The 22387-nt window shown below is 68.7% G+C and carries 23 protein-coding genes; 4 read left to right on the top strand and 19 right to left on the bottom strand.

Annotation, left to right across the window (positions count from 1 at the left end; all coding sequences use genetic code 11):
- Window positions 1-509: 509 nt before the first annotated feature.
- From A5771_RS01050 to A5771_RS00980, 15 genes are all read right to left on the bottom strand, one after another.
- A complete protein-coding gene (locus tag A5771_RS01050; protein ID WP_064853348.1) occupies window positions 510-1286 on the bottom strand; it encodes a 3-oxoacyl-ACP reductase in 777 nt (258 codons plus the stop codon).
- Complete coding sequence (locus A5771_RS01045; RefSeq protein ID WP_064853347.1) at window positions 1287-2648, bottom strand: aldehyde dehydrogenase family protein; 1362 nt, start codon at window positions 2646-2648, stop codon at window positions 1287-1289.
- On the bottom strand, window positions 2645-3373 hold the full coding sequence (locus A5771_RS01040; protein WP_234782886.1) for a gamma-glutamyl-gamma-aminobutyrate hydrolase family protein: 729 nt from the start codon (window positions 3371-3373) through the stop codon (window positions 2645-2647). Before A5771_RS01040 ends, A5771_RS01045 begins: the two co-directional genes overlap by 4 nt.
- Window positions 3360-4724, bottom strand: a complete 1365-nt coding sequence (locus A5771_RS01035) for a glutamine synthetase family protein (protein ID WP_064853345.1) — start codon at window positions 4722-4724, stop codon at window positions 3360-3362. The genes A5771_RS01040 and A5771_RS01035 overlap by 14 nt, the downstream gene beginning before the upstream one ends.
- Window positions 4725-4787: 63 nt before the next feature.
- Window positions 4788-6524 (bottom strand): AMP-binding protein, encoded by a 1737-nt coding sequence (locus A5771_RS01030; protein WP_064853344.1) that lies wholly within the window; start codon window positions 6522-6524, stop codon window positions 4788-4790.
- A 91-nt stretch (window positions 6525-6615) separates the two neighbouring features.
- Window positions 6616-7179: an alpha/beta fold hydrolase gene (locus A5771_RS01025; RefSeq protein WP_064853343.1), complete on the bottom strand. Its 564-nt coding sequence runs from the start codon at window positions 7177-7179 to the stop codon at window positions 6616-6618.
- Between the two features lie 72 nt (window positions 7180-7251).
- Window positions 7252-8109 (bottom strand): type I methionyl aminopeptidase, encoded by an 858-nt coding sequence (map, locus tag A5771_RS01020; protein WP_064853342.1) that lies wholly within the window; start codon window positions 8107-8109, stop codon window positions 7252-7254.
- Window positions 8110-8211: 102 nt separating this feature from the next.
- Window positions 8212-8805, bottom strand: a complete 594-nt coding sequence (locus A5771_RS01015) for a DUF1707 SHOCT-like domain-containing protein (protein ID WP_064853341.1) — start codon at window positions 8803-8805, stop codon at window positions 8212-8214.
- Window positions 8806-8839: 34 nt separating this feature from the next.
- Entirely contained in the window at window positions 8840-10642 is a 1803-nt protein-coding gene (locus A5771_RS01010; RefSeq protein ID WP_064853340.1) for a penicillin-binding transpeptidase domain-containing protein, read from the bottom strand.
- Between the two features lie 140 nt (window positions 10643-10782).
- Window positions 10783-11634 (bottom strand): GNAT family N-acetyltransferase, encoded by an 852-nt coding sequence (locus A5771_RS01005; RefSeq protein ID WP_064853339.1) that lies wholly within the window; start codon window positions 11632-11634, stop codon window positions 10783-10785.
- 55 nt (window positions 11635-11689) lie between these two features.
- Entirely contained in the window at window positions 11690-12853 is a 1164-nt protein-coding gene (gene ispG, locus A5771_RS01000; protein WP_064853338.1) for a flavodoxin-dependent (E)-4-hydroxy-3-methylbut-2-enyl-diphosphate synthase, read from the bottom strand.
- A gap of 13 nt (window positions 12854-12866) precedes the next feature.
- The gene (locus tag A5771_RS00995) at window positions 12867-14084 is read right to left on the bottom strand and encodes a M50 family metallopeptidase (protein ID WP_064853337.1); all 1218 of its coding nucleotides are present in this window, start codon (window positions 14082-14084) and stop codon (window positions 12867-12869) included.
- Window positions 14081-15262, bottom strand: a complete 1182-nt coding sequence (gene dxr, locus A5771_RS00990) for a 1-deoxy-D-xylulose-5-phosphate reductoisomerase (protein ID WP_428844372.1) — start codon at window positions 15260-15262, stop codon at window positions 14081-14083. Before dxr ends, A5771_RS00995 begins: the two co-directional genes overlap by 4 nt.
- Before the next feature lie 19 nt (window positions 15263-15281).
- Window positions 15282-15683 carry a VOC family protein gene (locus tag A5771_RS00985; protein ID WP_064853336.1) on the bottom strand — a complete coding sequence of 134 codons (402 nt, stop codon included), beginning with the start codon at window positions 15681-15683 and terminating at the stop codon, window positions 15282-15284.
- Window positions 15637-16473 (bottom strand): AraC family transcriptional regulator, encoded by an 837-nt coding sequence (locus A5771_RS00980; protein WP_064853354.1) that lies wholly within the window; start codon window positions 16471-16473, stop codon window positions 15637-15639. The genes A5771_RS00985 and A5771_RS00980 overlap by 47 nt, the downstream gene beginning before the upstream one ends.
- 195 nt (window positions 16474-16668) lie before the next feature.
- Between A5771_RS00980 and A5771_RS00975 the strand changes: the two genes are divergently transcribed.
- From A5771_RS00975 to A5771_RS00960, 4 genes are all read left to right on the top strand, one after another.
- Entirely contained in the window at window positions 16669-17745 is a 1077-nt protein-coding gene (locus A5771_RS00975; RefSeq protein ID WP_064853335.1) for an oxygenase MpaB family protein, read from the top strand.
- Window positions 17742-17978, top strand: a complete 237-nt coding sequence (locus tag A5771_RS00970; protein WP_064853334.1) for a hypothetical protein — start codon at window positions 17742-17744, stop codon at window positions 17976-17978. Before A5771_RS00975 ends, A5771_RS00970 begins: the two co-directional genes overlap by 4 nt.
- A 4-nt stretch (window positions 17979-17982) precedes the next feature.
- Window positions 17983-18597 carry a TetR/AcrR family transcriptional regulator gene (locus A5771_RS00965; protein WP_064853333.1) on the top strand — a complete coding sequence of 205 codons (615 nt, stop codon included), beginning with the start codon at window positions 17983-17985 and terminating at the stop codon, window positions 18595-18597.
- 98 nt (window positions 18598-18695) lie between these two features.
- Window positions 18696-18947 (top strand): DUF2631 domain-containing protein, encoded by a 252-nt coding sequence (locus tag A5771_RS00960; RefSeq protein ID WP_064853332.1) that lies wholly within the window; start codon window positions 18696-18698, stop codon window positions 18945-18947.
- Here A5771_RS00960 and rlmN read toward each other — a convergent pair whose 3' ends face one another.
- Genes rlmN through pyrH form a run of 4 tightly spaced genes read right to left on the bottom strand, consistent with a single transcriptional unit; the run spans window position 18948 to window position 22271 of the window.
- A complete protein-coding gene (gene rlmN / locus A5771_RS00955; protein ID WP_064853331.1) occupies window positions 18948-20042 on the bottom strand; it encodes a 23S rRNA (adenine(2503)-C(2))-methyltransferase RlmN in 1095 nt (364 codons plus the stop codon).
- Window positions 20043-20066: 24 nt separating this feature from the next.
- Window positions 20067-20924: a phosphatidate cytidylyltransferase gene (locus A5771_RS00950; RefSeq protein WP_064853330.1), complete on the bottom strand. Its 858-nt coding sequence runs from the start codon at window positions 20922-20924 to the stop codon at window positions 20067-20069.
- Window positions 20925-20946: 22 nt separating this feature from the next.
- A complete protein-coding gene (gene frr, locus A5771_RS00945; protein WP_064853329.1) occupies window positions 20947-21504 on the bottom strand; it encodes a ribosome recycling factor in 558 nt (185 codons plus the stop codon).
- A 17-nt stretch (window positions 21505-21521) separates the two neighbouring features.
- Entirely contained in the window at window positions 21522-22271 is a 750-nt protein-coding gene (gene pyrH / locus A5771_RS00940; RefSeq protein ID WP_064853328.1) for a UMP kinase, read from the bottom strand.
- Between the last annotated feature and the right edge of the window lie 116 nt (window positions 22272-22387).

The raw sequence follows: 22387 nt of genomic DNA, 5'->3' as shown, positions 1-22387 counted from the left end.
ACCCCACCACGACCACGGCCAACCCCGCACCAACCACTACCACCACCCCGAAAAACTGCTCGCCGACCGCGAAGACAACGGCGACGACGACATTCCCTAGCCACTGTCGGTAGCCTGCCGTAGCGTCCGGCCGCATGAAGACGCGTTCCTGGCGCTCCGGGGCACCGACCCGATCCTCTGGGCCTACGGACGTACTGACCGAAGCAGGAGCGAGAAGTAGTTATCTCATGTCAGCAGGGCGCTGGTGGGTTTACGGATGATGCGGGAGTCAATCACATTGTTCATCAGCGAAGGTGAAAGTAAGGGGTTCGTGGCAGACACGAGCTCCTGGCTGATGCGCGTGATCTACCGAAGAAACGGCGAGAACGAGTTTGACTTTCGCGCCCCGTGCCGGTTCCAGCAACCCGAAAAGTGGACGCCGCGTTGGGAAACCGGGGCGCGCCACACCCGAAGATGCGTCGCCAGGGTTGGTCGCCCCCAGCACGGGCACGCCGACGGGCCTTAACCGCCTACAGCGGCGTCACATACGCCGAGCTGATCCCGCCGTCCACCAGGAAGGTCGAGCCGGTGATGAACGATGCGTCGTCGCTGGCCAAAAACGCCACCGCGGCCGCGATCTCCTCCGGCTCGGCGAACCGGCCCACCGGTACGTGCACCAGCCGGCGCGCGGCGCGCTCCGGGTCGGCGGCGAACAGCTCCTGCAGCAGCGGGGTGTTCACCGGCCCGGGGCACAGCGCGTTGACCCGGATACCCTGCCGGGCGTACTGCACCCCGAGCTCCCGCGACATGGCCAGCACGCCGCCCTTTGAGGCGGTATAGGAGATCTGCGAAGTCGCCGAACCCATCACCGCCACGAAAGACGCGGTGTTGATGATCGAGCCGCGCCCGACCGGCGTCATGTGCCGCAGCGCCGCCCGGCAGCACAGGTACACCGATTTCAGGTTGACGTCTTGAACCCGTTGCCAGGCCGGCAATTCGGTGTTTTCGATCAGGTCGTCATCCGGCGGCGAGATCCCGGCGTTGTTGAAGGCGATGTCGACCGCGCCGAACGTCGCCGCCGCGGTGTCGAACAGCGCGTCGACCTGTTCCTGATCCGAGACGTCGACCGGCACGAACAGACCGTCCAACTCGTCGGCGACCGCGGCGCCCGTCGATGGATCGAGGTCACCGACCACGATGCGGGCGCCCTCCGAGCGCATGCGCCGGGCGGCCGCCAGGCCGATTCCCCCGCCCGCACCGGTCACCACGGCAACCCGCCCGGCCAGACGTTGGGTCAGATCGGTCACTCACATCTCCTTTACTGCGATGAATACGTTCTTGGTGTCGGTGAAGGCCAGCGGGGCATCCGGCCCCAGCTCCCGGCCCAGCCCGGATTGTTTGAAACCCCCGAACGGGGTGTTGAAGCGCACCGAGGAATGCGAATTCACCGACAGATTCCCGGCTTCCACCGCCCGCGACACCCGAAGCGCCCTCGACAGGTCATCGGTCCAGATCGAGCCCGACAGCCCGTACACGGTGTCGTTGGCCAGCGTCACCGCATCGGCTTCGTCCTCGAACGGCAACACGGTCACCACCGGGCCGAAGATCTCCTCGGTGACGGACCGGTCGGTGGGCGCCGGGGTCAGTACCGTCGGCGGGAACCAGAACCCGGGTCCGGCCGGCGCCTGACCGCGGAACGCGACCGGTGCGTCGTCGGGCACATAGGAGGCCACCTTGTCCCAGTGCGGCTGCGACACCAGCGGGCCCATCTCGGTATCGCGGGCGGCCGGGTCGCCGACCACGACACCAGACACCGCGGGCTCGAGCAATTCCATGAACCGGTCATACACGCTGCGCTGCACCAGAATCCGGCTGCGGGCGCAGCAGTCCTGCCCGGCGTTGTCGAACACGCCGTAGGGCGCGGTCGCCGCCGCACGCTCCAGATCACAGTCGGCGAACACGATGTTGGCGCTCTTGCCCCCGAGCTCCAGCGTGACCCGCTTGATTCCGGCCGCCGCGGCGGTCAGCACCCGGGTGCCGGTGACGGTGGAACCGGTGAACACGATCTTGGCCACATCCGGATGGGTGACCAGTCGCTCGCCCACCACCGCACCCGGGCCGGGCAGCACCTGCAGAAGGTCCGGCTCCAAACCTGATTCGACGGCCAGCTCGCCCAGTCGGATGGTGGTCAGCGGAGTCCACTCGGCGGGCTTGATCAACACCGCGTTCCCGGCGGCCAGCGCCGGGGCGAAGCCCCACGCGGCGATCGGCATCGGGAAGTTCCACGGGGTGATGATCCCGACGACGCCGAGCGGCTCGTGGAAGGTCACGTCCAGCCCGCCGGCCACCGGTATCTGCTGACCCGACAGTCGTTCCGGGCTGGCCGCGTAGAACTGCAGCACGTCGCGGACATGCCCGGCTTCCCATTCGGCGGCCGACACCGGGTGTCCGGCGTTGGTCACCTCCAGTGCGGCCAGCTCGCCGATGTGGGCGTCGACGGTCGCGGCGAAGGCGCGCAGCGCTGCCGCGCGGTCGGCCGGCGCCAGTCGCGCCCACCGCTTCTGCGCTGCCTGCGCCCGGCGCACCGCGTCGTCGACGGCCGCGGCGTCGACATGCTCGACGGAAGTGAACACCGCCCCGGTGGCCGGGTTGATGAGATCAGTACTCATGCATACCTTTCCGCCGCGCCCACGATCGCGCTGAACAGCCGCAGATCATCCAGCGACGCCTCGGGATGCCACTGCACCGCGACCACGAAATTCTCCCCGGGAAGCTCGATCGCCTCGATGCACCCGTCGTCATCGCGCGCGCTGACGATCAGCTTGTCACCCAGCTCGGCGATCGCCTGATGGTGGTAGCACTGCACCCGGCAGGTCTCACCGACCAACTCGGCCAGTCGGGTACCGGCCACGGTTCGCACCGGCATCGGGGTGAACACGCCGTTGCCGGCCCGGTGCCCGTTGTTGCCGAGCACGTCGGGCAGATGCTGGTGCAGCGTGCCGCCGAGCGCGACATTGAGCACCTGGGCGCCGCGGCAGATACCCAGCACCGGCAGCCCGCGCCGCAGCGCCTCGGCCAGCAGCGCAAACTCCCAAGCGTCCCGGGTGGTGTCGGGCCGATCGGTTTCGGCGTGCGGCGCCTGGCCGTAACCGGCGGGGTCCAGATCCCTGCCGCCGGTGATCACCAGGCCGGAAACACCGTCGAGCACCCGTGCGGCGATCTCGGGCGTCACCGGCTGCGGCGGCAGCAGCACCGCAATACCGCCGGCAGCGGTGATGCCCTCGAGGTAGTCGGCGGGCAGCAGGCCCGCGCGCACATCCCAGACGCCGGTCTGCGCCCGGTCGAGGTAGGTGGTCAGCCCGACCACCGGACGGTCGGGTTCAGAACCGTTCAAATCCGCGAACTCTCTCCCAGTCGGTCACCGCGGTGTTGAACGCGTCCAACTCGACTCGCGCACCGTGCAGGTAATGAGCGACGACGTCGTCGCCGAAAGCCTTGCGCGCCATCGCCGATTCGGCGAAAGCCCCGGCGGCCTCGGCCAGCGTCGACGGCAGATGCGGTAACCCGGCATGGTAGGCGTCACCTTCGACCGGGTCGGGCAATTCCAGCTCGTTGTCGATTCCGTGCAGGCCGGCCGCGATCAGGGCCGCCACCGCCAGGTAGGGGTTCACGTCGCCGCCGGGGACCCGGCACTCCATCCGCAGGGAGTCGCCGCGGCCGATCACCCGCAAGGCGCAGGTGCGATTGTCCAGACCCCAGCCGACCACTGTGGGAGCGAAACTGCCGCCGACGAATCGTTTGTAGGAGTTGATGTTCGGCGCGTAGCACAGCGTCAGCTCGGACAAGGTGGCCAGCACGCCGGCCAGGAAACTGCGGAACATCGCCGACATGCCGTGCGGCGCAGCCGGGTCGGCGAACACCGCGGATCCGTCCGTGCTGCGCAAGGAGAGGTGCACATGGCAGCTGTTGCCCTCGCGTTCGTCGAACTTCGCCATGAACGTCAGGCTCTTGCCGTGCTGGTCGGCGATCTCCTTGGCGCCGCTCTTGTAGACGCTGTGGTTGTCGCAGGCCACCAGCGCCTCGTCGTAGCGGAAGGTGATCTCCTGCTGGCCGGTGTGGCACTCCCCCTTGACGCCCTCACAGCGCATGCCCGCGCCGGTCATCCCCAGGCGGATGTCACGCAGCAGCGGCTCCAGCCGGGTGCCGGCGACCAGGCCGTAGTCGGCGTTGTAGTCCGTGCCCGGTGTCAGGCCGCGATAACCGCCGGCCCACGCCTGCCGGTAGCTGTCGTCGAAGACCAGAAACTCCAGTTCCGTTGCGGCGTAAGCGACCAGCTCGCGCTCGGCCAGCCGGGCGAGCTGCGCGGCCAGGATCTGGCGAGGCGACACCGCCACCGGGTTGCCATCGGGCCAGTAGGCGTCGGCGAGCACGTGGGCGGTGCTGGGCAGCCACGGGATGCGCCGCAGCGTCGCGAAGTCCGGTCGCAGCACCAGATCGCCGTAACCGGTGCCCCAGTCGGCGATCGGATAGCCGGGAACGGTGTTCATCTCGACGTCGACCGCCAGCAGATAGCTGCAGCACTCCACGCCGTGCCCGGCGACCTCGTCGAGGAAGTGCTGCGCCGTGACCCGTTTACCGACCAGCCGGCCCTGCATGTCGGTGAGCGCCACCACGACAGTGTCGATCTCGCCGCACCCGACCAGCTGCTGCAGTTCGACCTGGGACAGCATCGCGGGCCGGGTCATTGCGCTCCTTCACCGACGACAGCCCCCCTGACGTTTGAGTGCTGTCAGGTTACCTGCCCGTGCTCAGCCGATCGGCTCCAGCCGACTGAATTCCTGCGACTGGTAGCGCTCGGCGCACGTCGACCGGCGAATCTTGCCGCTGGTAGTGATCGGCAAGGAGCCGGGAGCGACCAGCACGAGGTCGGCCACTCGCACCCCGTGTGATCGCGAAACCGCCGCTGCCACATCGCGTTTCAGCTCCGCCAGTCGCCGCGTTTCCTCCTCTGGAGTGCCGCGGCTCTTGAGCTCGGCGATGACGGCCAGCTGCTCACGACCCTCCCCGCTGACCGGGATGGCAGCGACGCGGCCCCCGGTGAGCTCCTGCACCGTCGCCTCGATGTCGTCGGGGTAGTGGTTTCGGCCGTCGACGATCAACATGTCCTTGATGCGGCCGACGACCAGCAGCTCGCCCTCGTGAATGACGCCGAGGTCGCCGGTGCGCAACCAGGGTTGGGCGGGCGTGCCGGGCGACGGATCCTCGATCCGCCCGCCGAAGGTGCGTTCGGTCGCCTCCGGGTTGTGCCAGTAGCCGCTGGAGACATTGCCGCCGTGCAGCCAGATCTCCCCGACCTGGCCGGGCAGGTTCTCGGTGCGCGTCTCGGGGTCGACGATGCGCGTCGTGCAGGCGCGCGGCGGGCCGATGCTGACCAGCTCGGCGCCGGCCGGGCCGGCCTCGGCGACACCGGCTACCAGCTTCTCGTAGTCGAGCCGGAAGGTCACCGGCCGCTTGGCGCGAGGCGCCGACCCGGCGTAGACCATCGCTTCGGCCAATCCGTACGACGGCGCGAGCGCGTTGGAAGGCAGATTGGAGCGGGCGAACCGCTCGTTGAAGCGGCGGATCGTCGCGGCATGGATGCGTTCACTGCCGCTGAGGATGGTGTGCACGCCGCTCAGGTCGAGCCCGGCCATGTCCTCGTCGGTGGTCCGGCGCGCGGCGAGTTCGAAGGCGAAGTTCGGCCCGGCGGTGAACGAGCAGGAGTTAATGGCCAACTGCTGAATCCAGCGCGCCGGCTTCTGCAGGAAGGCGATCGGACTCATGATCACGGAGCGGCAGCCCATCAAGACCGCACCCATGATGCCGAGCAGCAGGCCCATGTCATGGTAGAACGGCAGCCAGGACACCAGGGTGGTGTCGGGCGGCGGCGCTCCCCCGTCGTCGGCGAAATAGTCCGCCATCACCTGCTCGATATTGGCGAAGATGTTCCGGTGGGAGACCACGACGCCCCGCGGCGAGCCGGTGGAGCCGGAGGTGTACTGCAGCAGCGCGGTCTTGGTGGTCAGCGCCCCGGCGCCGCTCCACCCGGTCGGCGCGTCGAGGTCGAGCAAGTCCATCTCGATGACCGCCGGCGGACGGCCCCCGATCGCGCCGACGCAGTTCTGGATATCGCCGACCACCGCTGAGGTGGTGAGCACCGCGGCCGGTGCGCAATCGTTGAGCGCCCCGGTGACCCGCTCGTCGTGGCTGCCGAACGCCGGCACCGGCAACGGCACCGCGATGCAGCCGGCTTCCATCACCCCGAAGAACCCGACGACGTACTCCAGGCCCTGCGGCGCCAGCAGCGCGACCCGGTCGCCCGGTGAGGCGACCGCGGCCACCTCGACGGCGATAGCCTCGGTGCGCTGCAGCAGCTGCGACCAGGTCAGGGTCTCGGAGTACCCGGCCTGGTCGACCTCGTAGTCGATGAAGGTGAAGGCCAGCTGGTCCGACCACTGCTCAGCGCGTTGACGCAGCAGTGCCGGTATCGATTGTGCCGACGACACTTGAACCCCCCCATTGTGATTATTCGGTTCTTTTCAGCCGAAAGTCCCCCAACGACGCCCAGCCCTCTGAAAATACTCTTCTTGTCAACCGTTACCAGGTACTGGCCCGCAAAACGATCTCCATCGCGAGTTGAGCGGTGAACTCTTGGGCGCTACGGCGCCCCGGCAGCATCACCAGACGATGTTCGCCATAAACGAACCGCTTGCTGGCGTCGGCCACCGAGGCCGACGCCCGGGAACTGACCAGAACGGTGGTGTTGATCTCCACCGGTGGGCAGCGTTCGTCGCGGATCGCCCCGCTCAGATCCGGTGCCCGCGGATGCCCCCGATCGAGTACCACCAGGCCGGTGAAGCGGTCCGGGCGCGTCGCCGCCAGCTCCCAGGCATTGTCACCGCCGGTCCGATCCCCGACGAGCACGCCGCACTGGACTCCCAGGGAATCCAGGATCCCGACCACAGACTTGGGCGTCAGCCGTGGGTCGGCGCCGATCACGATGGTGCGCAACGACGCGGTGTGCAGCCGCTGACAAACCGCGTCGTAGGCGGTGAGCGGGTGCTGGGCGGCTGCGAGCACGACGACGACGGGCCCGTTGTGCGGGCCGGCGATATCGACCGGGATCGGAAACCCGTCGATCGTCATCATCGTGCCAGGCATCTCCGCTACGCTACAGCCAGCGGGCCCTCACCGGGCGGTTTTCGCAGGCCCTCAGCAGCTCACCGGCCATGATCACGCGAGGGTGAGGATCTCGGCGCCGTCGTCGGTGACCAGCAGGGTGTGCTCGAACTGGGCGCTCCACTGGCCGTCGCTGGTGACCACAGTCCAGTCGTCGTCCCAGATCTCGTAGTCCAGGCTGCCGAGGTTGATCATCGGCTCGATGGTGAAGGTCATCCCCGGCTCGATGACGGTGTCGACCTCGGGTTGGTCGTAGTGCAGGATCACCAGTCCGTTGTGGAAGGTCGTCCCGATCCCGTGTCCGGTGAAGTCGCGGACCACGTTGTAGCCGAATCGGTTCGCGTACGCCTCGATGACCCGGCCGATCACCGAGAGCGCACGGCCCGGTTTGACCGCTTTGATGGCCCGCATCGTCGCTTCCCGGGTGCGCTCGACGAGCAGGCGGTGCTCTTGCGCGACGGTTCCGGCCAGAAAGGTGGCGTTGGTGTCGCCGTGGACGCCGTCGATGTAGGCGGTGACGTCGATGTTGACGATGTCACCGTCGGCGATCACCGTCGAGTCGGGGATGCCGTGGCAGATGACCTCGTTGAGCGAGGTGCAGCACGACTTGGGAAAGCCTTTGTAGCCCAACGTCGAAGGGTAGGCGCCGTGGTCGACCATGTAGTCGTGGGCGATGCGATCGAGTGCGTCGGTGGTCACCCCCGGCGCGACGGCCTTGCCGGCCTCGGCCAGCGCGCCCGGCGCGATCCGGCCCGCCACCCGCATTTTCTCGATCACCTCGGGGGTCTGCACCCACGGCTCGCTACCCTCCGCGGCGGTGGACCGGCCGACGTATTCCGGACGGGGGATCGACTTGGGGACCGGCAGCGTCGGAGACAGCACGCCGGGGGAAAGCGGGGCACGAACGGGCATCACGCCAGCTTAACGGCCTCGGGGAAAACGACGGCTCGGAGTAGATCCGCGCCCCGCGGCCGGGACCGGCTGCTGCGGGCTCAGAACGGCGCTGTTCGGGCGCTAGCGGCGCAGCCGGTGCCGGCTGAGCCAGGGCCGCCGCGGGCCCTTGATGTCCACCGAGCCGCACACCACCCGCCCAGTCAGCACCAGGTGCGGGGTGCCTTCGGCGGGTGGGTCGCTACGGCGATCCCGGGCGCTGCCGCCATAGATCTCGACGTCGTCGATCGAGGCGCTCGCGCCGTCGGGCAACCGGATGTCCACGGAGCCGAACCGCATGTCGAGTTCGATGACGACCACCGGCCCGGCGAAGCGGGCCTTCGTGAGGTCGAGGTCGACCGAGCCCAGGCGGCGCACCAACGCCAACCGGGTGGGCACGATCCATTCGCCGTGCCGCTTGAGCGAGCCGGCCCAGCCGCGCAGTTCGACCCGGTCGGCCGCCGAGGTGACAATGGCACGCGGCCCGGGCAGGTCCCCGATCAGCGTGTCGAGGTCCGAGCGCATCCGGGCCTGCGAGACCTGGGCGGCGCGCTCCTCGAATTCGCCGATGTCGATCAACCCGAGGGAGACGGCATTGTGCAGGCGGCGCAGCGTCCCGTTGCGGTCGGCATCCGAGATGCGCAGCACCGCCGCCACGTCGTCATCAATGCCCGTCATGGCTTCTCAACTTACCGCCGTGCGCAGCGTCGCGTCAGAGTAGGAAGTTGTCCGGCAGCGAGTCGAACATCACCTTGGTCATCCGCACCGCGTACTGCGAGCTGCCGCCGCCGACGATCAGCGCGGCGAAGGCCATGTCGCCCCGGAAGCCGGCGAACCAGGAATGCGACCCGCCGGCGAACTCCGCCTCACCGGTCTTGCCGAACACCGGCCCGCAGCCGGCGATGTCGCGCGCGGTGCCGTCGGTGACCACCAGCCGCATCATCTGGCGCAGACCGTCGAGCATCTCGGTGCTCACCGGGGGAACCGCCGGGCCGTTGACCGCGGTAGGCCGTCCCTGGATCAATCGGGGCACCGGGGTCTTGCCGGCGGCGACCGTCGCCGCGGCCAGTGCGACACCGAACGGGCTGGCCAGCACCTTGCCCTGGCCGAACCCGTCCTCGGTGCGTTCGGCCAGATCAACCGTCGGGGGCACCGAACCGGTGACGGTGGTGATGCCGTCCACCAGGTAGTCCACCCCGATCCCGTAGCGGCTGGCCGCCTGCGACAGCGCCCGCGGCGGCATCCGGCTGGCCAGCTCGGCGAACGTGGTGTTGCAGGAGTTGGCGAACGCCCGCGACATGGACACCAGGCCGAGGTCGAACCCGCCGTAGTTGGGGATGGTGCGCTGGCCGATGTCGAGTTCGCCGGGACAGCCCACCATCGAGTTCGGTGAGGCCATGTCCCGTTCGATGGCCGCGCCGGCGGTGACCATCTTGAACGTCGACCCGGGCGGGTACAGGCCGGTGGTCGCTATCAAGCCGTCGGCGTCGGCGGCGGTGTTCTGCGCGACCGCGAGCAGCTCGCCGGTCGACGGTTTGATCACCACCATCATCGCCTTGTCGCCGCGGGTGTTGACCGCGTTCTGGGCGGCGCGCTGCACCGATCGGTCCAGGCTGATCGTCAGCGACGGCGCCGGGGACGGATCCACCTCGTTCAGCACCGCGACGTCGACGCCGTTCTGGTTGACGCTGACCACGCGCCAGCCCGCCGCGCCCTCGAGTTGAGCCGAGACGGTTTTCTTGACCTCGCCGATGAGCACCGGCGCGAAGCGGTCGTCGGTGGGCAGCAGGTCGGCATGCGGGGTGATCACCACTCCGGGCAGCTTGCCGATGGCGGCTTCGACGCGGTCGTGGTCGTTCTTGCGCAGCGTGATCAGATCCAGCGGGGTGACCGAGGAGCTGGCCTGCTCGGCGAGCCACTGCGGATCCCCCAGGGTGTCGTCGAACGGTCGCAGCGCGTCGATCACCGCCCGCGCGGTGTGCATCAGGTTCTTCCCGGCCCGGCCGGCGTCCAGCTCGTAGTGGTAGACGTAGCCGGGCACCAGCACGTCAGTGCCGCCGGCCTCGTTGACCGAGGCCCGCCGCGGCGGGTCGGCCCGCAGCGCGAAGGTCTGGTGCTCCCCCAGCCGGGGGTGCAGGCCGGTGGCCGTCCAGCGGACCGCCCAGTGGCCTTCGTTGCGCACCATCTTGAGCTGACCGTCATACGACCAGGTCCGGTTCTTCGGCAGCTGCCAGGTGTAGCGATAGGACACCGTGCCGGTGTCGTCGTTGTAGCGCGCGCCCAGCACCTGCGCGTCGAGGTGCTCAGCCTGCAAGCCGGCCCAGGCGGCGTTGAGCGCGCTGCGGGCGGTCGAGGGGTCATCACTGAGCTCGGCGGCGGTCGCGGTGTCACCGGTGGCCAGCGCGGCGAAGAACCTTTCGGCGGTGGGCGCGGGTCCGTCCGGGCGGGGCGTGCAGGCCGCCAGAGCGAACACCATCAGCAGAACAGCTGATACTGAAGTTGTTTTTGTTGCCATTGATGCTGATGTTACGAAATGGACACGGGCTACGCGCGGAGGCGCACCGAGGCAGGGGCACCTCCCGCTTGCGGGGGGAGAGTTGGCGTGCTCGCCACTCGAACTTCTCCGCGCCAACGACAGGCTCGACGAAGAACAGCTCAGTCCAGCAGCACGGTGGCAAACGTGCCGGCCTGGGTGAACCCGACCCGCTCGTAGGCGGCGCGGGCCACCGCGTTGAAATCGTTGACATACAGGCTGGCGATGCGCCCGGTGCCGACGATCACCCCGGCCAGCATGGCGGTGCCGCTGGAGCCCAGGCCCTGCCCCCGTCGATCCGGATGCACCCAGACGCCCTGGATCTGGCCCACTGTCGGCGACTGCGAGCCCACTTCGGCCTTGAACACCACCTCGCCGCGCTCGAAGCGCGCCCAGGCCCGGCCCGCTGCGATCAGGCTGGCCACCCGCCGGCGGTAGGCCCGGCCGCCGTCACCGAGCCGCGGATCCACCCCGACCTCGCCGATGAACATGTCGACGGCGGCCACCAGGTACGCGTCGAGCTCGTCCGGGCGCACCTGACGCACCTCCGGATCCATCGGACAGCCGGGCATGGTGTGCAGCGCCATCAGCGGTTGGCTCTCGCGCACATCCCGGGCGGGGCCCCAGACCTCGGCGAGGCGCTGCCACATCGGCAACACGAGTTCGGCGCGGCCGACCAGCGACGAACAGCGGCGGATGGCGCTGACCGCCTTGTCGGCGAACGCGGTCAGGTCAGCCGGCGCCCCGCGCAGCGGAATCAGGTTCGGCCCGGCGTAGCACAGTGATTCCTCGACACCGCCGCGCGTCCACAGCTCACCGCCGATCGCGCGGGGATCGACCCCGTGGTCGGCGACCCGGGCGGCCACCATGCAGGAGCCGACCGGATCCGCATCAAGGACTCGCCAGACCGCCGCGGCGTCACGCACGACGGATACCCGTCGCTGTTCGAGACGAGAATCCGGCGGAGCCGACATGGTGACTCTTTCTTGCGAACTCAACCGCCGCACGCCGTCGGCGGATCGGCTGCGTTCAGCTTACGGCGACGGTGGGCGGGCCGCCGGGAGATGCGCCATCGCCCATCGCTCCCATTTCTGCGGCCAAGCGCAGCGCCTCCTCGATCAGGGTCTCGACGATCTGCGCCTCGGGAACGGTCTTGATCACTTCGCCCTTGACGAAGATCTGGCCCTTGCCGTTGCCGGAGGCCACCCCCAGATCCGCCTCGCGGGCCTCACCGGGCCCGTTGACCACACAGCCCATCACCGCGACCCGCAACGGGACGTCGAGCCCCTCCAGCCCCGCGGTGACCTCGTTGGCCAGCTTGTAGACGTCGACCTGCGCCCGCCCGCACGACGGACACGACACGATCTCCAAGCCCCGCGGATGCAGGTTGAGCGACTCCAGAATCTGGGTGCCGACCTTCACCTCTTCGACCGGCGGCGCCGACAGCGACACCCGGATGGTGTCGCCGATGCCACGGGACAGCAGCGCACCGAATGCCACTGCGGACTTGATGGTGCCCTGAAACGCCGGGCCGGCCTCGGTGACGCCCAGGTGCAGTGGGTAATCGCACTGCTCGGCCAGTTGCTCGTAGGCGGCCACCATCACGACCGGGTCGTTGTGCTTGACGCTGATCTTGATGTTGCCGAAGCCGTGTTCCTCGAACAGCGACGCCTCCCACAGCGCCGACTCCACCAGAGCCTCGGGGGTGGCCTTGCCGTACTTGGCCAGAAACCTCCGGTCCAGCGAGCCGGCGTTGACGCCGATCCGGATCGGCACCCCGGCGGCGCCGGCCGCCTTGGCGACATCGGCGACCCGGCCGTCGAATTCCTTGATGTTGCCCGGATTCACCCGCACCGCAGCGCAACCCGCGTCGATCGCGGCGAAGATGTACTTCGGCTGGAAGTGGATGTCGGCGATCACCGGCAGGTTGCTCTTTTTGGCGATGACGGCCAGCGCGTCGGCGTCTTCCTGACGCGGGCAGGCCACCCGCACGATGTCGCAGCCGGCGGTGGTCAGCGCGGCGATCTGCTGCAGCGTCGCGTCGACGTCGTGGGTTTTGGTCGTGCACATCGACTGCACCGAGATCGGGTGGTCGCTGCCCACCCCGACACCGCCAACCATCAGCTGGCGGGTCTTGCGGCGCGGCGCCAAGGTCGGGGCCGGCACCGCCGGCATACCGAGGCCGACGCTCATGAGGGCTCTCCTGTCAAAACAGCCTGATCGGATTGACCAAGTCGGCGGTCACGGTGAGCAGCATGTAGCCGACCACCACTACCAACACTACGTACGTGGCCGGCATCAGCTTGAGATAGTTCACCGGTGCGGCGGCGACCTTCCCGCGTGCCGACCGGACCACGTTGCGCAGCTTTTCGTAGAGCGCGATCGCGATGTGCCCGCCGTCGAACGGCAGCAGTGGCACCAGGTTGAGCACACCCAGAATGAAGTTCAGCTGCGCCAGGAAGAACCAGAACGCCACCCACAGGCCGTGATCGACGGTGTCGCCGCCGATGATCGAGGCGCCCACCACGCTGATCGGGGTTTCCGGGTCGCGCTCCCCGTTCGGGTTGCCGATCGCGTGCATCAGCGCACCGACCTTGGACGGGATGTTGGCCAGCGACTTACCCAGCAGCACCGACAGGTCGCCGCTGAAAGTGAAGGTGGCCGGCACCGCCGTCAACGGGTTGTATTGGGTGGGCCCGAACTGGGCGGCCCCCACCCCGATGGCGCCGACGGTGCTGGGCACGGCCGCGCTGTCGCGCCCATCGGCGATCCAGCGCTGGGTCGGGGTCACATCGACGTATTTGGTCAGTTCGGTGCCGTCGCGTTCGACGACGACCGGCGTCACGCCGTGCTGCTTGCGCACGGCGGCGGCCATCTCCTCGAAGGTCGACACGGGCGTGTCGCCGACCTTGACCACCACGTCGCCGGACTGGATGCCGGCCCGCGCCGCCGGACCGGGACCGGTGCAAGGGCCCAGCTCGCCTTTGACGACTTCCGGTGCCACGCAAGCCGTTTCGCCGATGACTGCGGTGGTCGGCGCGTGCAGGTTGGGCAGGCCCCAGATCACTGCGATGCTGTAGACCAGCACCAGGCCGATGATGAAGTTCATCCCGGGCCCGGCGAACAGCACCGCCACCCGTTTCCAGGTCTTCTGCTTGTACATGGCGCGGTCGACTTCGTCGGGGGCCAGTTCCTCCACCGCGGTCATGCCGGCGATGTCACAGAAGCCACCGGCCGGGATCGCCTTGAGGCCGTATTCGGTCTCGCCGCGGCGCGTCGACCACAAGGTGGTGCCGAACCCGACGAAGTACCGCCGCACCTTCATGCCGGTGGCGCGGGCCACCCACATGTGACCGCATTCGTGCAGCGCCACCGACACCAGGATGGCCAGCGCGAACAGCGCGATGCCGATCGCGAACATCATCGCGTGCTTCCGACCTTTCTCGTAGCTGTCGCCTCGACGGCGCGAGCCGCTCGTTCCTTGGCCCAGCGCTGCGCGTCGAGTACCTCGTCCACGGTAGCGGGTTGTGCCGCCCACTGGTCGGCCGCGGCCAGCACATCGGCGATGGTGTCGACGATCGCGGGAAAGCGGATCCGGCCTTGCAGGAATGCTTCTGCTGCTTCTTCGTTGGCGGCGTTGTAGACCGCGGTCATGCAGCCGCCGGTCTGGCCGGCGTGGCGGGCCAGCTGAACGGCCGGGAAAACCGCCTGGTCCAGCGGCTCGAATTCCCACGTCGACGCGCTGGTGAAGTCGCAGGCCGCGGCCGCACCGGGGACCCGGGCCGGCCAGCCCAGGGCCAGCGCGATCGGTAGGCGCATGTCCGGCGGGCTGGCCTGGGCAATCGTCGACCCGTCGGTGAAGGTGACCATGGAATGCACGATCGACTGCGGATGCACGACGACGTCGATGCGGTCGTAGGGCACGCCGAACAGTAGGTGGGTCTCGATGAGTTCAAGTCCCTTGTTCACCAGCGACGCCGAGTTCAGCGTGTTCATCGGGCCCATCGACCAGGTCGGGTGCGCGCCGGCCTGCTCGGGCGTGACATGTTGAAGATCCGCAGCACTCCAGCCCCGGAACGGCCCGCCGGAGGCGGTGAGCACCAGCTTGGCGACCTCATCGGGCGTGCCGCCCCGCAGGCATTGCGCCAGCGCGGAGTGCTCGGAGTCCACCGGCACGATCTGGCCGGGCTGGGCGGCCTGCAGCACCAGCGGACCGCCGGCGATCAAAGATTCCTTGTTGGCCAGGGCGAGGCGGGCCCCGGTGTCCAGCGCGGCCAGCGTCGGACGCAAGCCCAGGGCGCCGACCAGGGCGTTGAGCACCACGTCGGCCTCGGTGTCTTCCACCAGCCGGGTGACGGCCTCGGGTCCGCGGTAGGGGGCGTCGAGGGCGTCACCGACCTGCGAGTCGGCGACGGCGAAGTTGGCGACGCCCGTCTCGGCGCACTGGGCGGCCAGCAGTTCGGGTTGGCCGCCGCCGGCAGCCAGCCCGACCAGCTCGAAGCGATCCGGATTGGCGGCGATGACCTGCAACGCCTGGGTGCCGATCGAACCGGTCGAGCCCAACAGCAGGACTTTGGTCCGACGCCGCGCAGACACACTCACCTGCCCATTGTGCCCGAGATCAGTCGCGTGGCTCCCCGGCGTAGTCGCCGAAGCTGAACAGGTTGCCCTCCGGGTCGCGGACGACGAACTCGCGGGCCCCGTAGTCGGTGTCGGCCAACGGCGACACGACGTCGGCGTTGCGGCTCACGATCCGCTCGTAGATGCCGTCGGGGTCGGCGGTGACGATGTAGCCGCCGGCGGTGCCGGGCTCACGGCACCACTCGTTGCCGGGCCGGTAGCTGCCCAGCATGATGCCGCCGGTGCCCTCGGGCCAGAGCAGTTCGGCATGTCTGACCGTGTCGCCGTCGACGCCGTGGCGGGCGGTGACGACGAACCCGAAGGTGTCGACGTAGTAGTCGATGAGTTTGCGCGCGTCATGCGCCTGCAGGGTCAACCAAACGGTTGGATTCGAACTCGTCATGACACCACTGTGACCTTGCGGCGTGGCCGCCGTCTTGAATGTTTTGGAACTCCTCGGCCAGCCAGACCCCCGGCGGCACACCGGCGAACCGAGCGAACTCGCGGGTCAGGTGGGCCTGGTCGGCGTAACCGGCCTCGCCGGCGATACCGGCCAGATCGACACGGCGGCGTCCGCGCGCCGCGTCCGCCATCCGGGCGGTGGCGTATTCGAAGCGCATCAGCATCGCCACCGTCTTCGGGGTGCGCCCCACCTCGCGGCGGAACAGCGTGGTCAGGTGCCGCTGACTCAGCCCGACCTGGTCTGCGACGACGCCCACCGGCGTGCGCCCCCGGCTGCGCCCCAGCAGATGCCAGGCGTAGGCGACCTCGGGTCGCACGCTGGCGTGGCGCCGGCGGCCGGCCAACAGATATTGCGCAACCAGCGCAAACGCGCCGGGCCACCCGCGAGTGTCGGCAACCCGGTGATGTAGTCGCTCCGACGCACGGCCCAGCACCGGCGCCGCGTCGAAGTCGGTCACGCTCAGCTCGGCGGCCGGTACGCCGAACACCGCCCGCGCGGCCAGCGGGTGCAGGGCCACCTGCACGCCGGCCTGTCCGCGGCGCTGGCGCACGTGGCTGGCCTGCTCGTGCAGGCCGCCGAGAATGATCGGAGTCGGCCGCGCCGTCGGCAGCGCGTCGGCGGTCCGGGCGGCTTCGACCCCCTCGTCGAGGCTGACGATGAAGGTCAGGGTCGACGACGGAAGTCCGCGGTGCACGGTCTCGGGGACGTCGAGCGCGCGGTAGCCCACCATCGACGTCACGCCCGGCGCAGTGCGCGGCGGCGCCACGACGAAATCCCAGATCCGGCGCGCTTCCTCGACATCGGAGGCCATGGCTCCCACGGTAGCGGCGCAACCACACCCTTGACGGCCCGTCCCGCTGGGTGCAATATTCCTACACAGTGTAGGAAATAGAACGAGCCAGGAAATGGCGGAAGGCGGACGACATTGAGCACCCTGCGCGAATGGCTGACCCTGCCCGATGCCGAGCCCGCCGAGGACTACGGATTCTTCGGTCCCGACTCGGTGACCTGGAAAGTGTGGAGCTATCCGACCTCGCTGTCGATCGGCTTCCAGCGCGCGGTGGTCATCGAGGAACTCGACCCCGGGCTCGTCGCCTCCGTCGATCACACCCAGGCGATCTACGACCGGCCGCGCACCCGCTACGACCGGACCCTGCGCTACTTCGCGATGGTGGCCTTCGGCGAAAGCCGCAGCACCGTCGAGGCCGCCGACATGCTGGTACGGATCCACTCCAAGGCCATCGGCATCGACCCGGTCACCGGTGAGAACTACGACGCCAACGACCCCGCCGCCCAGCTGTGGATCCACCTCACGGCCTGGCACTCGATCCTCTACGCCTACGAGAAGTACGGCCCCGGTCCGTTGTCGGCCGAGGAGGAAGCGTCCTACTGGGCCGAGTGCGCCAAGGCGGCCGAACTGCAGACCCTCGACCCGGCCGACGTGCCGCGCACCCGGGAGGGCATCCGCGAGTACTTCGAGGAGATGCGCCCCCAGCTGATCAATTCCGACATCGCCCGGCGCGCCATGGCACACCTGCTGCGCGCCGAAGTGATCCTGCCGCCGACACTGCCACGGCTGGTGTGGCCAGGCATGCTGATCGTGACCGCACTCCTGCGCCGCGGCACCCTGGCGACCATGCCCCGCTGGATGCGCAAGCTCGGCGGGGTGGGCACCTCCCGGCTGCTGGACGCACTGATCGTGCCGCCGCTGAGTGCCGCGTTCACCCTGCTAAGCCTGAGCCCGCGCGTGCAGCTGATGCTGCTGCGGCTGACCTCACCGATGACGCTTCCGATCGGCACTCGGGTGCTGCGCTCGATCCGGCCGGTGAACCAGGTCACCACGACTCCGCGGGAGGCCCAGAAACGCTACGGCTACGCGGTGCCGGCGCAGGCCCACCTGGAATTCCGTGCCAAACAGTCGAATCGGGTCTTCGGTGAAGGCCTCGCACCCAGCGACGAGGGACTCATCGAGTCCCAGCCGATCCTGGGGAGCATCCGATGAGGCTTTCGGGCCTGCAACGCCTGCTGGACCGCGAGCTCAGCATCCGCCAGCTGTTCTACCTCGGCGCCATGGGCTCGGTGCTGCTGGGCGCCTACCTGGTGATCGGAGTGTTCTGGGCCGGCAGCCACTACCAGCACCTGCACGACGTCCGTGGGCTGGACAAGGTGTTCTCCATACTCGGGGAGATCGTCGCCTGGCCGGTGCTGATCATCGCCGACATCCAACTACGCTGAACCGGTGCCGGAACCAGCCGCCAACCGGTCGCGAGCCGAGCATCTCGGCCCCGAGCGACGTCGGCCGCAGGTGCTCGACGCCGCCCTGCAGATCGCGGCCGAGCACGGCGTTGCCGGGGTGACCATGGCGGCCATCGCCGAGCGGATCGGGGTCACCCGGCCGGTGGTGTACGCCTGCTACGACGGCCGGGGCGAGGTGCTGGCCGCGCTGCTCGACCGGGAGACCGAGCTGATGCTGACCAGCCTGCTCGCGGCGTTACCGCCCCAGCGGGCCAGCACTGTGCAGGACCGGTTCGTCGCGGGGTTCTGCGCTTTCCTGTCCACCGTGCGGGAGCGCCCTGCGTCGTGGCGGATCATCTTCGCCGCGGACCAGGATCCGGTTCTGGCCGCCGCCGTCGTCTCCGGCCGGGCCCGCCTCACCGAGCGGGTCGCCATGGTGATGCGACCGCTGCTGGAGCAACGGGCGCAGTCCGATCGCGCCCTGGCAGCGCTCACTGAGGTGTTCCTGGCCATCTGTGAGGCCGCCGCGCGCATGCTGCTCGATGTTGAGCAGCAGTGGAGTCCCGAGGGTCTGGCCGAAATCGTCGGCCGGGCCGCCTACCGGACATTCGAGATCTAGGCGATCGCAAGCGGGGGGCGGGCGCAGCGGGTGGCCGTCATGGTGGGGCGGTATGCCAGAATGTTGCGCAGTCGCTCAGCTGAAAGTGGGGAGTCGAAGTGGCCGGTACCGAACTGGAACGCCATGGTGTGGACACCGCCGAGGTGCCCTCGGCGGCCTGGGGCTGGAGCGCGATCAACCACCGCACCTGGCACATCGTCGGCCTCGGCATCGTGGGTTTCCTGCTGCTGATGCTGCGCGGCAACCACATCGGCCACGTCGAGGACTATTTCCTGCTCGGATTCGCCGCGCTGGCGCTGTTCGTCGTGCTGCGGGACATCATCGGCCGCAAGCGCGGCTGGCTGCGCTAGCTACTCGCTGTCCGCCGCCAATTGACCGCAGGCCGCGGCGATCTCGCGCCCGCGGGTGTCACGCACGGTGCACTCCACGCCCTGGGCCCGCACGCGCCGGACGAACTCCCGCTCCACCGGCTTGGGGCTGGCATCCCAGTCGCTGCCCGGGGTCGGATTGAGTGGAATCAGGTTGACGTGCACCAATTGCCCCAGCGTCTTGTGCAGCTTGCGGCCTAACAGATCGGCCCTCCAGGGCTGGTCGTTGACATCGCGGATCAGCGCGTATTCCACCGACACCCGCCGGCCGGTCACGTCGGCGTAGTAGCGGGCGGCGTCGAGCGCTTCGTCGACCTTCCAGCGGTTGTTGACCGGGACCAGCGTGTCGCGTAACTCATCATCCGGAGTGTGCAGCGACAGCGCCAAGGTGACCCCCAGCCCCTCATCGGCGAGCTTGCGGATCGCCGGGGCCAGCCCGACCGTCGACACCGTCACCGATCGCGCCGAGATGCCGAACCCGTTGGGCGGCGGCTCGGTGATCCGGCGGACGGCGGCCACCACCCGGGCGTAGTTGGCCAGCGGCTCCCCCATGCCCATGAACACGATGTTGGACAGCCGCCCGTGATCCCGATCCCGTAGTTCCACCGCCGCCGCCCGTACCTGCTCGAGGATCTCGGCGGTGGACAGGTTGCGGGTGAGCCCGGCCTGGCCTGTCGCGCAGAAGGGGCAGGCCATGCCGCAGCCGGCCTGGGATGAGATGCACACGGTGTTGCGGCGCGGGTAGCGCATCAGCACCGACTCGAATTTGGTGTGGTCGTGTGCCCGCCACAACGTCTTACGCGTCTCGCCGGCATCGCATTCGATTTCGCTGGCCGCGGTCAGAAGGGTGGGGAACAGCGCGTCGGCCACCGCGGCGCGCACCCCGGCCGGCAGGTCGGTCATCTGCTGCGGATCGGCGATCAGCCTGCCGTAGTAGTGGTGGGCGAGCTGGTTGGCCCGGAATGCCGGCAGGCCCAGTTCGGCGACGGCGGCGGCACGGCCGGCCGGGTCGAGGTCGGCCAGATGGCGCGGCGGCAGGGCCCGCCGCGGTGCGGTGAACACCAGCTGTTGCGTCATGATCGGTTCCAGTATGCCGGTGACTCAGTGCAGAACGGTCAGCACGATCCAGGTCACCACGGCCGACGGCAGCAACGCGTCAAGCCGGTCCATGATGCCGCCATGGCCGGGCAGCAGCCGGCCCATGTCCTTGATGCCCAGATCGCGTTTGACCTGAGACTCGATGAGGTCGCCGAAGACGCCGGTGAACACCAGCAGTACCCCCAGCGGCAGCCCCACCCACCACGGCCGGTCGAGGAACATCGTCACCGCGAACACCGCCGCGGCGACACCGAGCACCATCGATCCGGCGAAACCCTCCCAGGATTTCTTCGGGCTGATCGCCGGCGCCATCGGGTGCTTGCCGAACAACACCCCGACGGCGTACCCGCCGATGTCGGAGAAGACCACCGGGAACAGCAGGCACAACACCCGGCCGGGGCCGTCGTCGCGAAAGACCAGCAGAGCCGCGAAGCTCATGCACAGCGGCACCCAGACCGCGATCAACACCATCGCGGACACGTCCCGCAGATAGTTGACCGGGGTGTGGTGCAGCCCCTGGTCGACCAGCCGCCACATCATGGAAATCACGATGGTGGCACCGAACGCGCCCAGCACTCCCCTGGCCCCGAACGGCAGCGACAGCCACAGCATTGCCTGGCCGCCGAGGGCCAGCGGGATGAACGGCACGTCGTAGCCGACTTCACGCAGCCGCCTGGTGATCTCATGGGTGGCGATCGGCGTGGCCACCGCCAGAATCAGCACCCAGAAGCGCGGGGCGAACAACAGGGTGTAGACCAGCATCCCGGCGAGCAGCGCCCCCACCACGATCGCGGCGGGGAGGTTGCGTCCCGCCCGCGACTGCTTTTGACCGGTAGGTGCACCGGTGTCGTTGTCTGCCACGGGTTTTGACTACTGGCGGCCGCTAGACCTCCAGCAACTCGCCTTCTTTGTGCTTGACCAGGTCGTCGATCTGGCTCACGTACTGCTGGGTGGAGCGGTCCAGCTCCTTCTCCGCCCGACCGACCTCATCCTCACCGGCGTCGCCGTCCTTGCGGATGCGGTGCAGCTCCTCCATCGCCTTGCGGCGGATGTTGCGCACCGCGACCTTGGCGTCCTCGCCTTTGGCTTTGGCCTGCTTGACCAGCTCCTTGCGCCGCTCCTCGGTGAGCTGCGGCACCGCCACCCGAATCAGCGCACCGTCGTTGCTGGGGTTCAGGCCCAGATCCGAGTTGCGGATCGCGGTCTCGATGGCGCCCAGCTGGGACGCCTCGTACGGCTTGATCACCACCAGCCGCGCCTCGGGCACGTTGATGCTGCACAGCTGGGTGATCGGGGTGGGCGAACCGTAGTAGTCGATGACGATCCGGGAGAACATGCCCGGGTTGGCCCGGCCGGTGCGAATGGTGGCCAGATCGTCGCGAGCCACCGCCACGGCCTTCTCCATTTTCTCTTCGGCGTCGAAGAGAGCCTCGTCGATCATGTGCGCCTCTCCTCTTTTCAGGTGGTGACCAGTGTCCCGATCTTCTCACCCGCGACGGCCCGGGCGATATTTCCGTCGGTCAACAGGTTGAACACCAGGATCGGCATGCCATTGTCCATGCAGAGGCTGAACGCGGTGGCGTCGGCCACCTTCAGCCCACGGTCGATGACCTCGCGATGGCTGATCGAGGTGAGCAGTTCGGCCTCGGGGTCAAGGCGCGGGTCCGCGGTGAAGATGCCGTCGACCGCCTTGGCCATCAGCACCACCTGAGCGCCGATCTCCAGCGCTCGCTGGGCGGCGGTGGTGTCGGTGGAGAAATACGGCAGGCCCATGCCGGCACCGAAGATCACCACCCGGCCCTTCTCCAGGTGCCGCTGGGCGCGTAGCGGAATGTAGGGTTCGGCGACCTGGCCCATCGTGATCGCGGTCTGAACCCGGGTGTCGATGCCTTCCTTTACCAGAAAGTCTTGTAGCGCAAGGCTGTTCATCACGGTGCCGAGCATGCCCATGTAGTCCGAGCGCATCCGCTCCATGCCGCGCTCCTGCAACTGGGCACCGCGGAAGAAGTTGCCGCCGCCAATGACGACCGCGACCTGCACACCGTCGCGGACCACTTCGGCGATCTGACGGGCGACCTGGGCGACGACGTCGGGATCGAGCCCGACCTGCCCACCGCCGAACATCTCCCCACCGAGTTTGAGCAGCACCCGGGAGTAATGGGGGCGGCCGGTCGGTGACACCGGGTCGGTACTCGTCGGCTCCGTCATCAGGCTCCTCGGGGCTCCGCGCATGACAGCGCCATCGCAGAATCGTCCGCGACGGCAGTTGTCATCCTGCCCTACCGGGCCGGTCAAACGGTGCGCGGGGGTGGTGACCCCGACGG

The sequence above is a fragment of the Mycolicibacter sinensis genome (assembly GCF_001667375.1).
GTDB classification, from domain to species: domain Bacteria; phylum Actinomycetota; class Actinomycetes; order Mycobacteriales; family Mycobacteriaceae; genus Mycobacterium; species Mycobacterium sinense_A.
Note: the sequence above shows the minus strand (reverse complement) of the source record. Positions and strands in the feature narration are given on the sequence as shown.

Coding starts and splice junctions, on each gene's coding strand:
- A5771_RS01035 (WP_064853345.1), bottom strand. CDS start 4,724: ATGACCCGGCCCGCGATGCTGTCCCAGGTCGAACTGCAGCAGCTGGTC.
- A5771_RS00970 (WP_064853334.1), top strand. CDS start 17,742: ATGAGGCTTTCGGGCCTGCAACGCCTGCTGGACCGCGAGCTCAGCATC.
- map (WP_064853342.1), bottom strand. CDS start 8,109: ATGCCCGTTCGTGCCCCGCTTTCCCCCGGCGTGCTGTCTCCGACGCTG.
- A5771_RS01010 (WP_064853340.1), bottom strand. CDS start 10,642: ATGGCAACAAAAACAACTTCAGTATCAGCTGTTCTGCTGATGGTGTTC.
- A5771_RS00980 (WP_064853354.1), bottom strand. CDS start 16,473: ATGGTGGGCTACCGCGCGCTCGACGTCCCCGAGACCGTGCACCGCGGA.
- rlmN (WP_064853331.1), bottom strand. CDS start 20,042: ATGACGCAACAGCTGGTGTTCACCGCACCGCGGCGGGCCCTGCCGCCG.
- A5771_RS00995 (WP_064853337.1), bottom strand. CDS start 14,084: ATGATGTTCGCGATCGGCATCGCGCTGTTCGCGCTGGCCATCCTGGTG.
- A5771_RS00985 (WP_064853336.1), bottom strand. CDS start 15,683: ATGACGAGTTCGAATCCAACCGTTTGGTTGACCCTGCAGGCGCATGAC.
- A5771_RS01005 (WP_064853339.1), bottom strand. CDS start 11,634: ATGTCGGCTCCGCCGGATTCTCGTCTCGAACAGCGACGGGTATCCGTC.
- ispG (WP_064853338.1), bottom strand. CDS start 12,853: ATGAGCGTCGGCCTCGGTATGCCGGCGGTGCCGGCCCCGACCTTGGCG.
- A5771_RS01045 (WP_064853347.1), bottom strand. CDS start 2,648: ATGAGTACTGATCTCATCAACCCGGCCACCGGGGCGGTGTTCACTTCC.
- A5771_RS01025 (WP_064853343.1), bottom strand. CDS start 7,179: ATGCCTGGCACGATGATGACGATCGACGGGTTTCCGATCCCGGTCGAT.
- frr (WP_064853329.1), bottom strand. CDS start 21,504: ATGATCGACGAGGCTCTCTTCGACGCCGAAGAGAAAATGGAGAAGGCC.
- A5771_RS01015 (WP_064853341.1), bottom strand. CDS start 8,805: ATGACGGGCATTGATGACGACGTGGCGGCGGTGCTGCGCATCTCGGAT.
- pyrH (WP_064853328.1), bottom strand. CDS start 22,271: ATGACGGAGCCGACGAGTACCGACCCGGTGTCACCGACCGGCCGCCCC.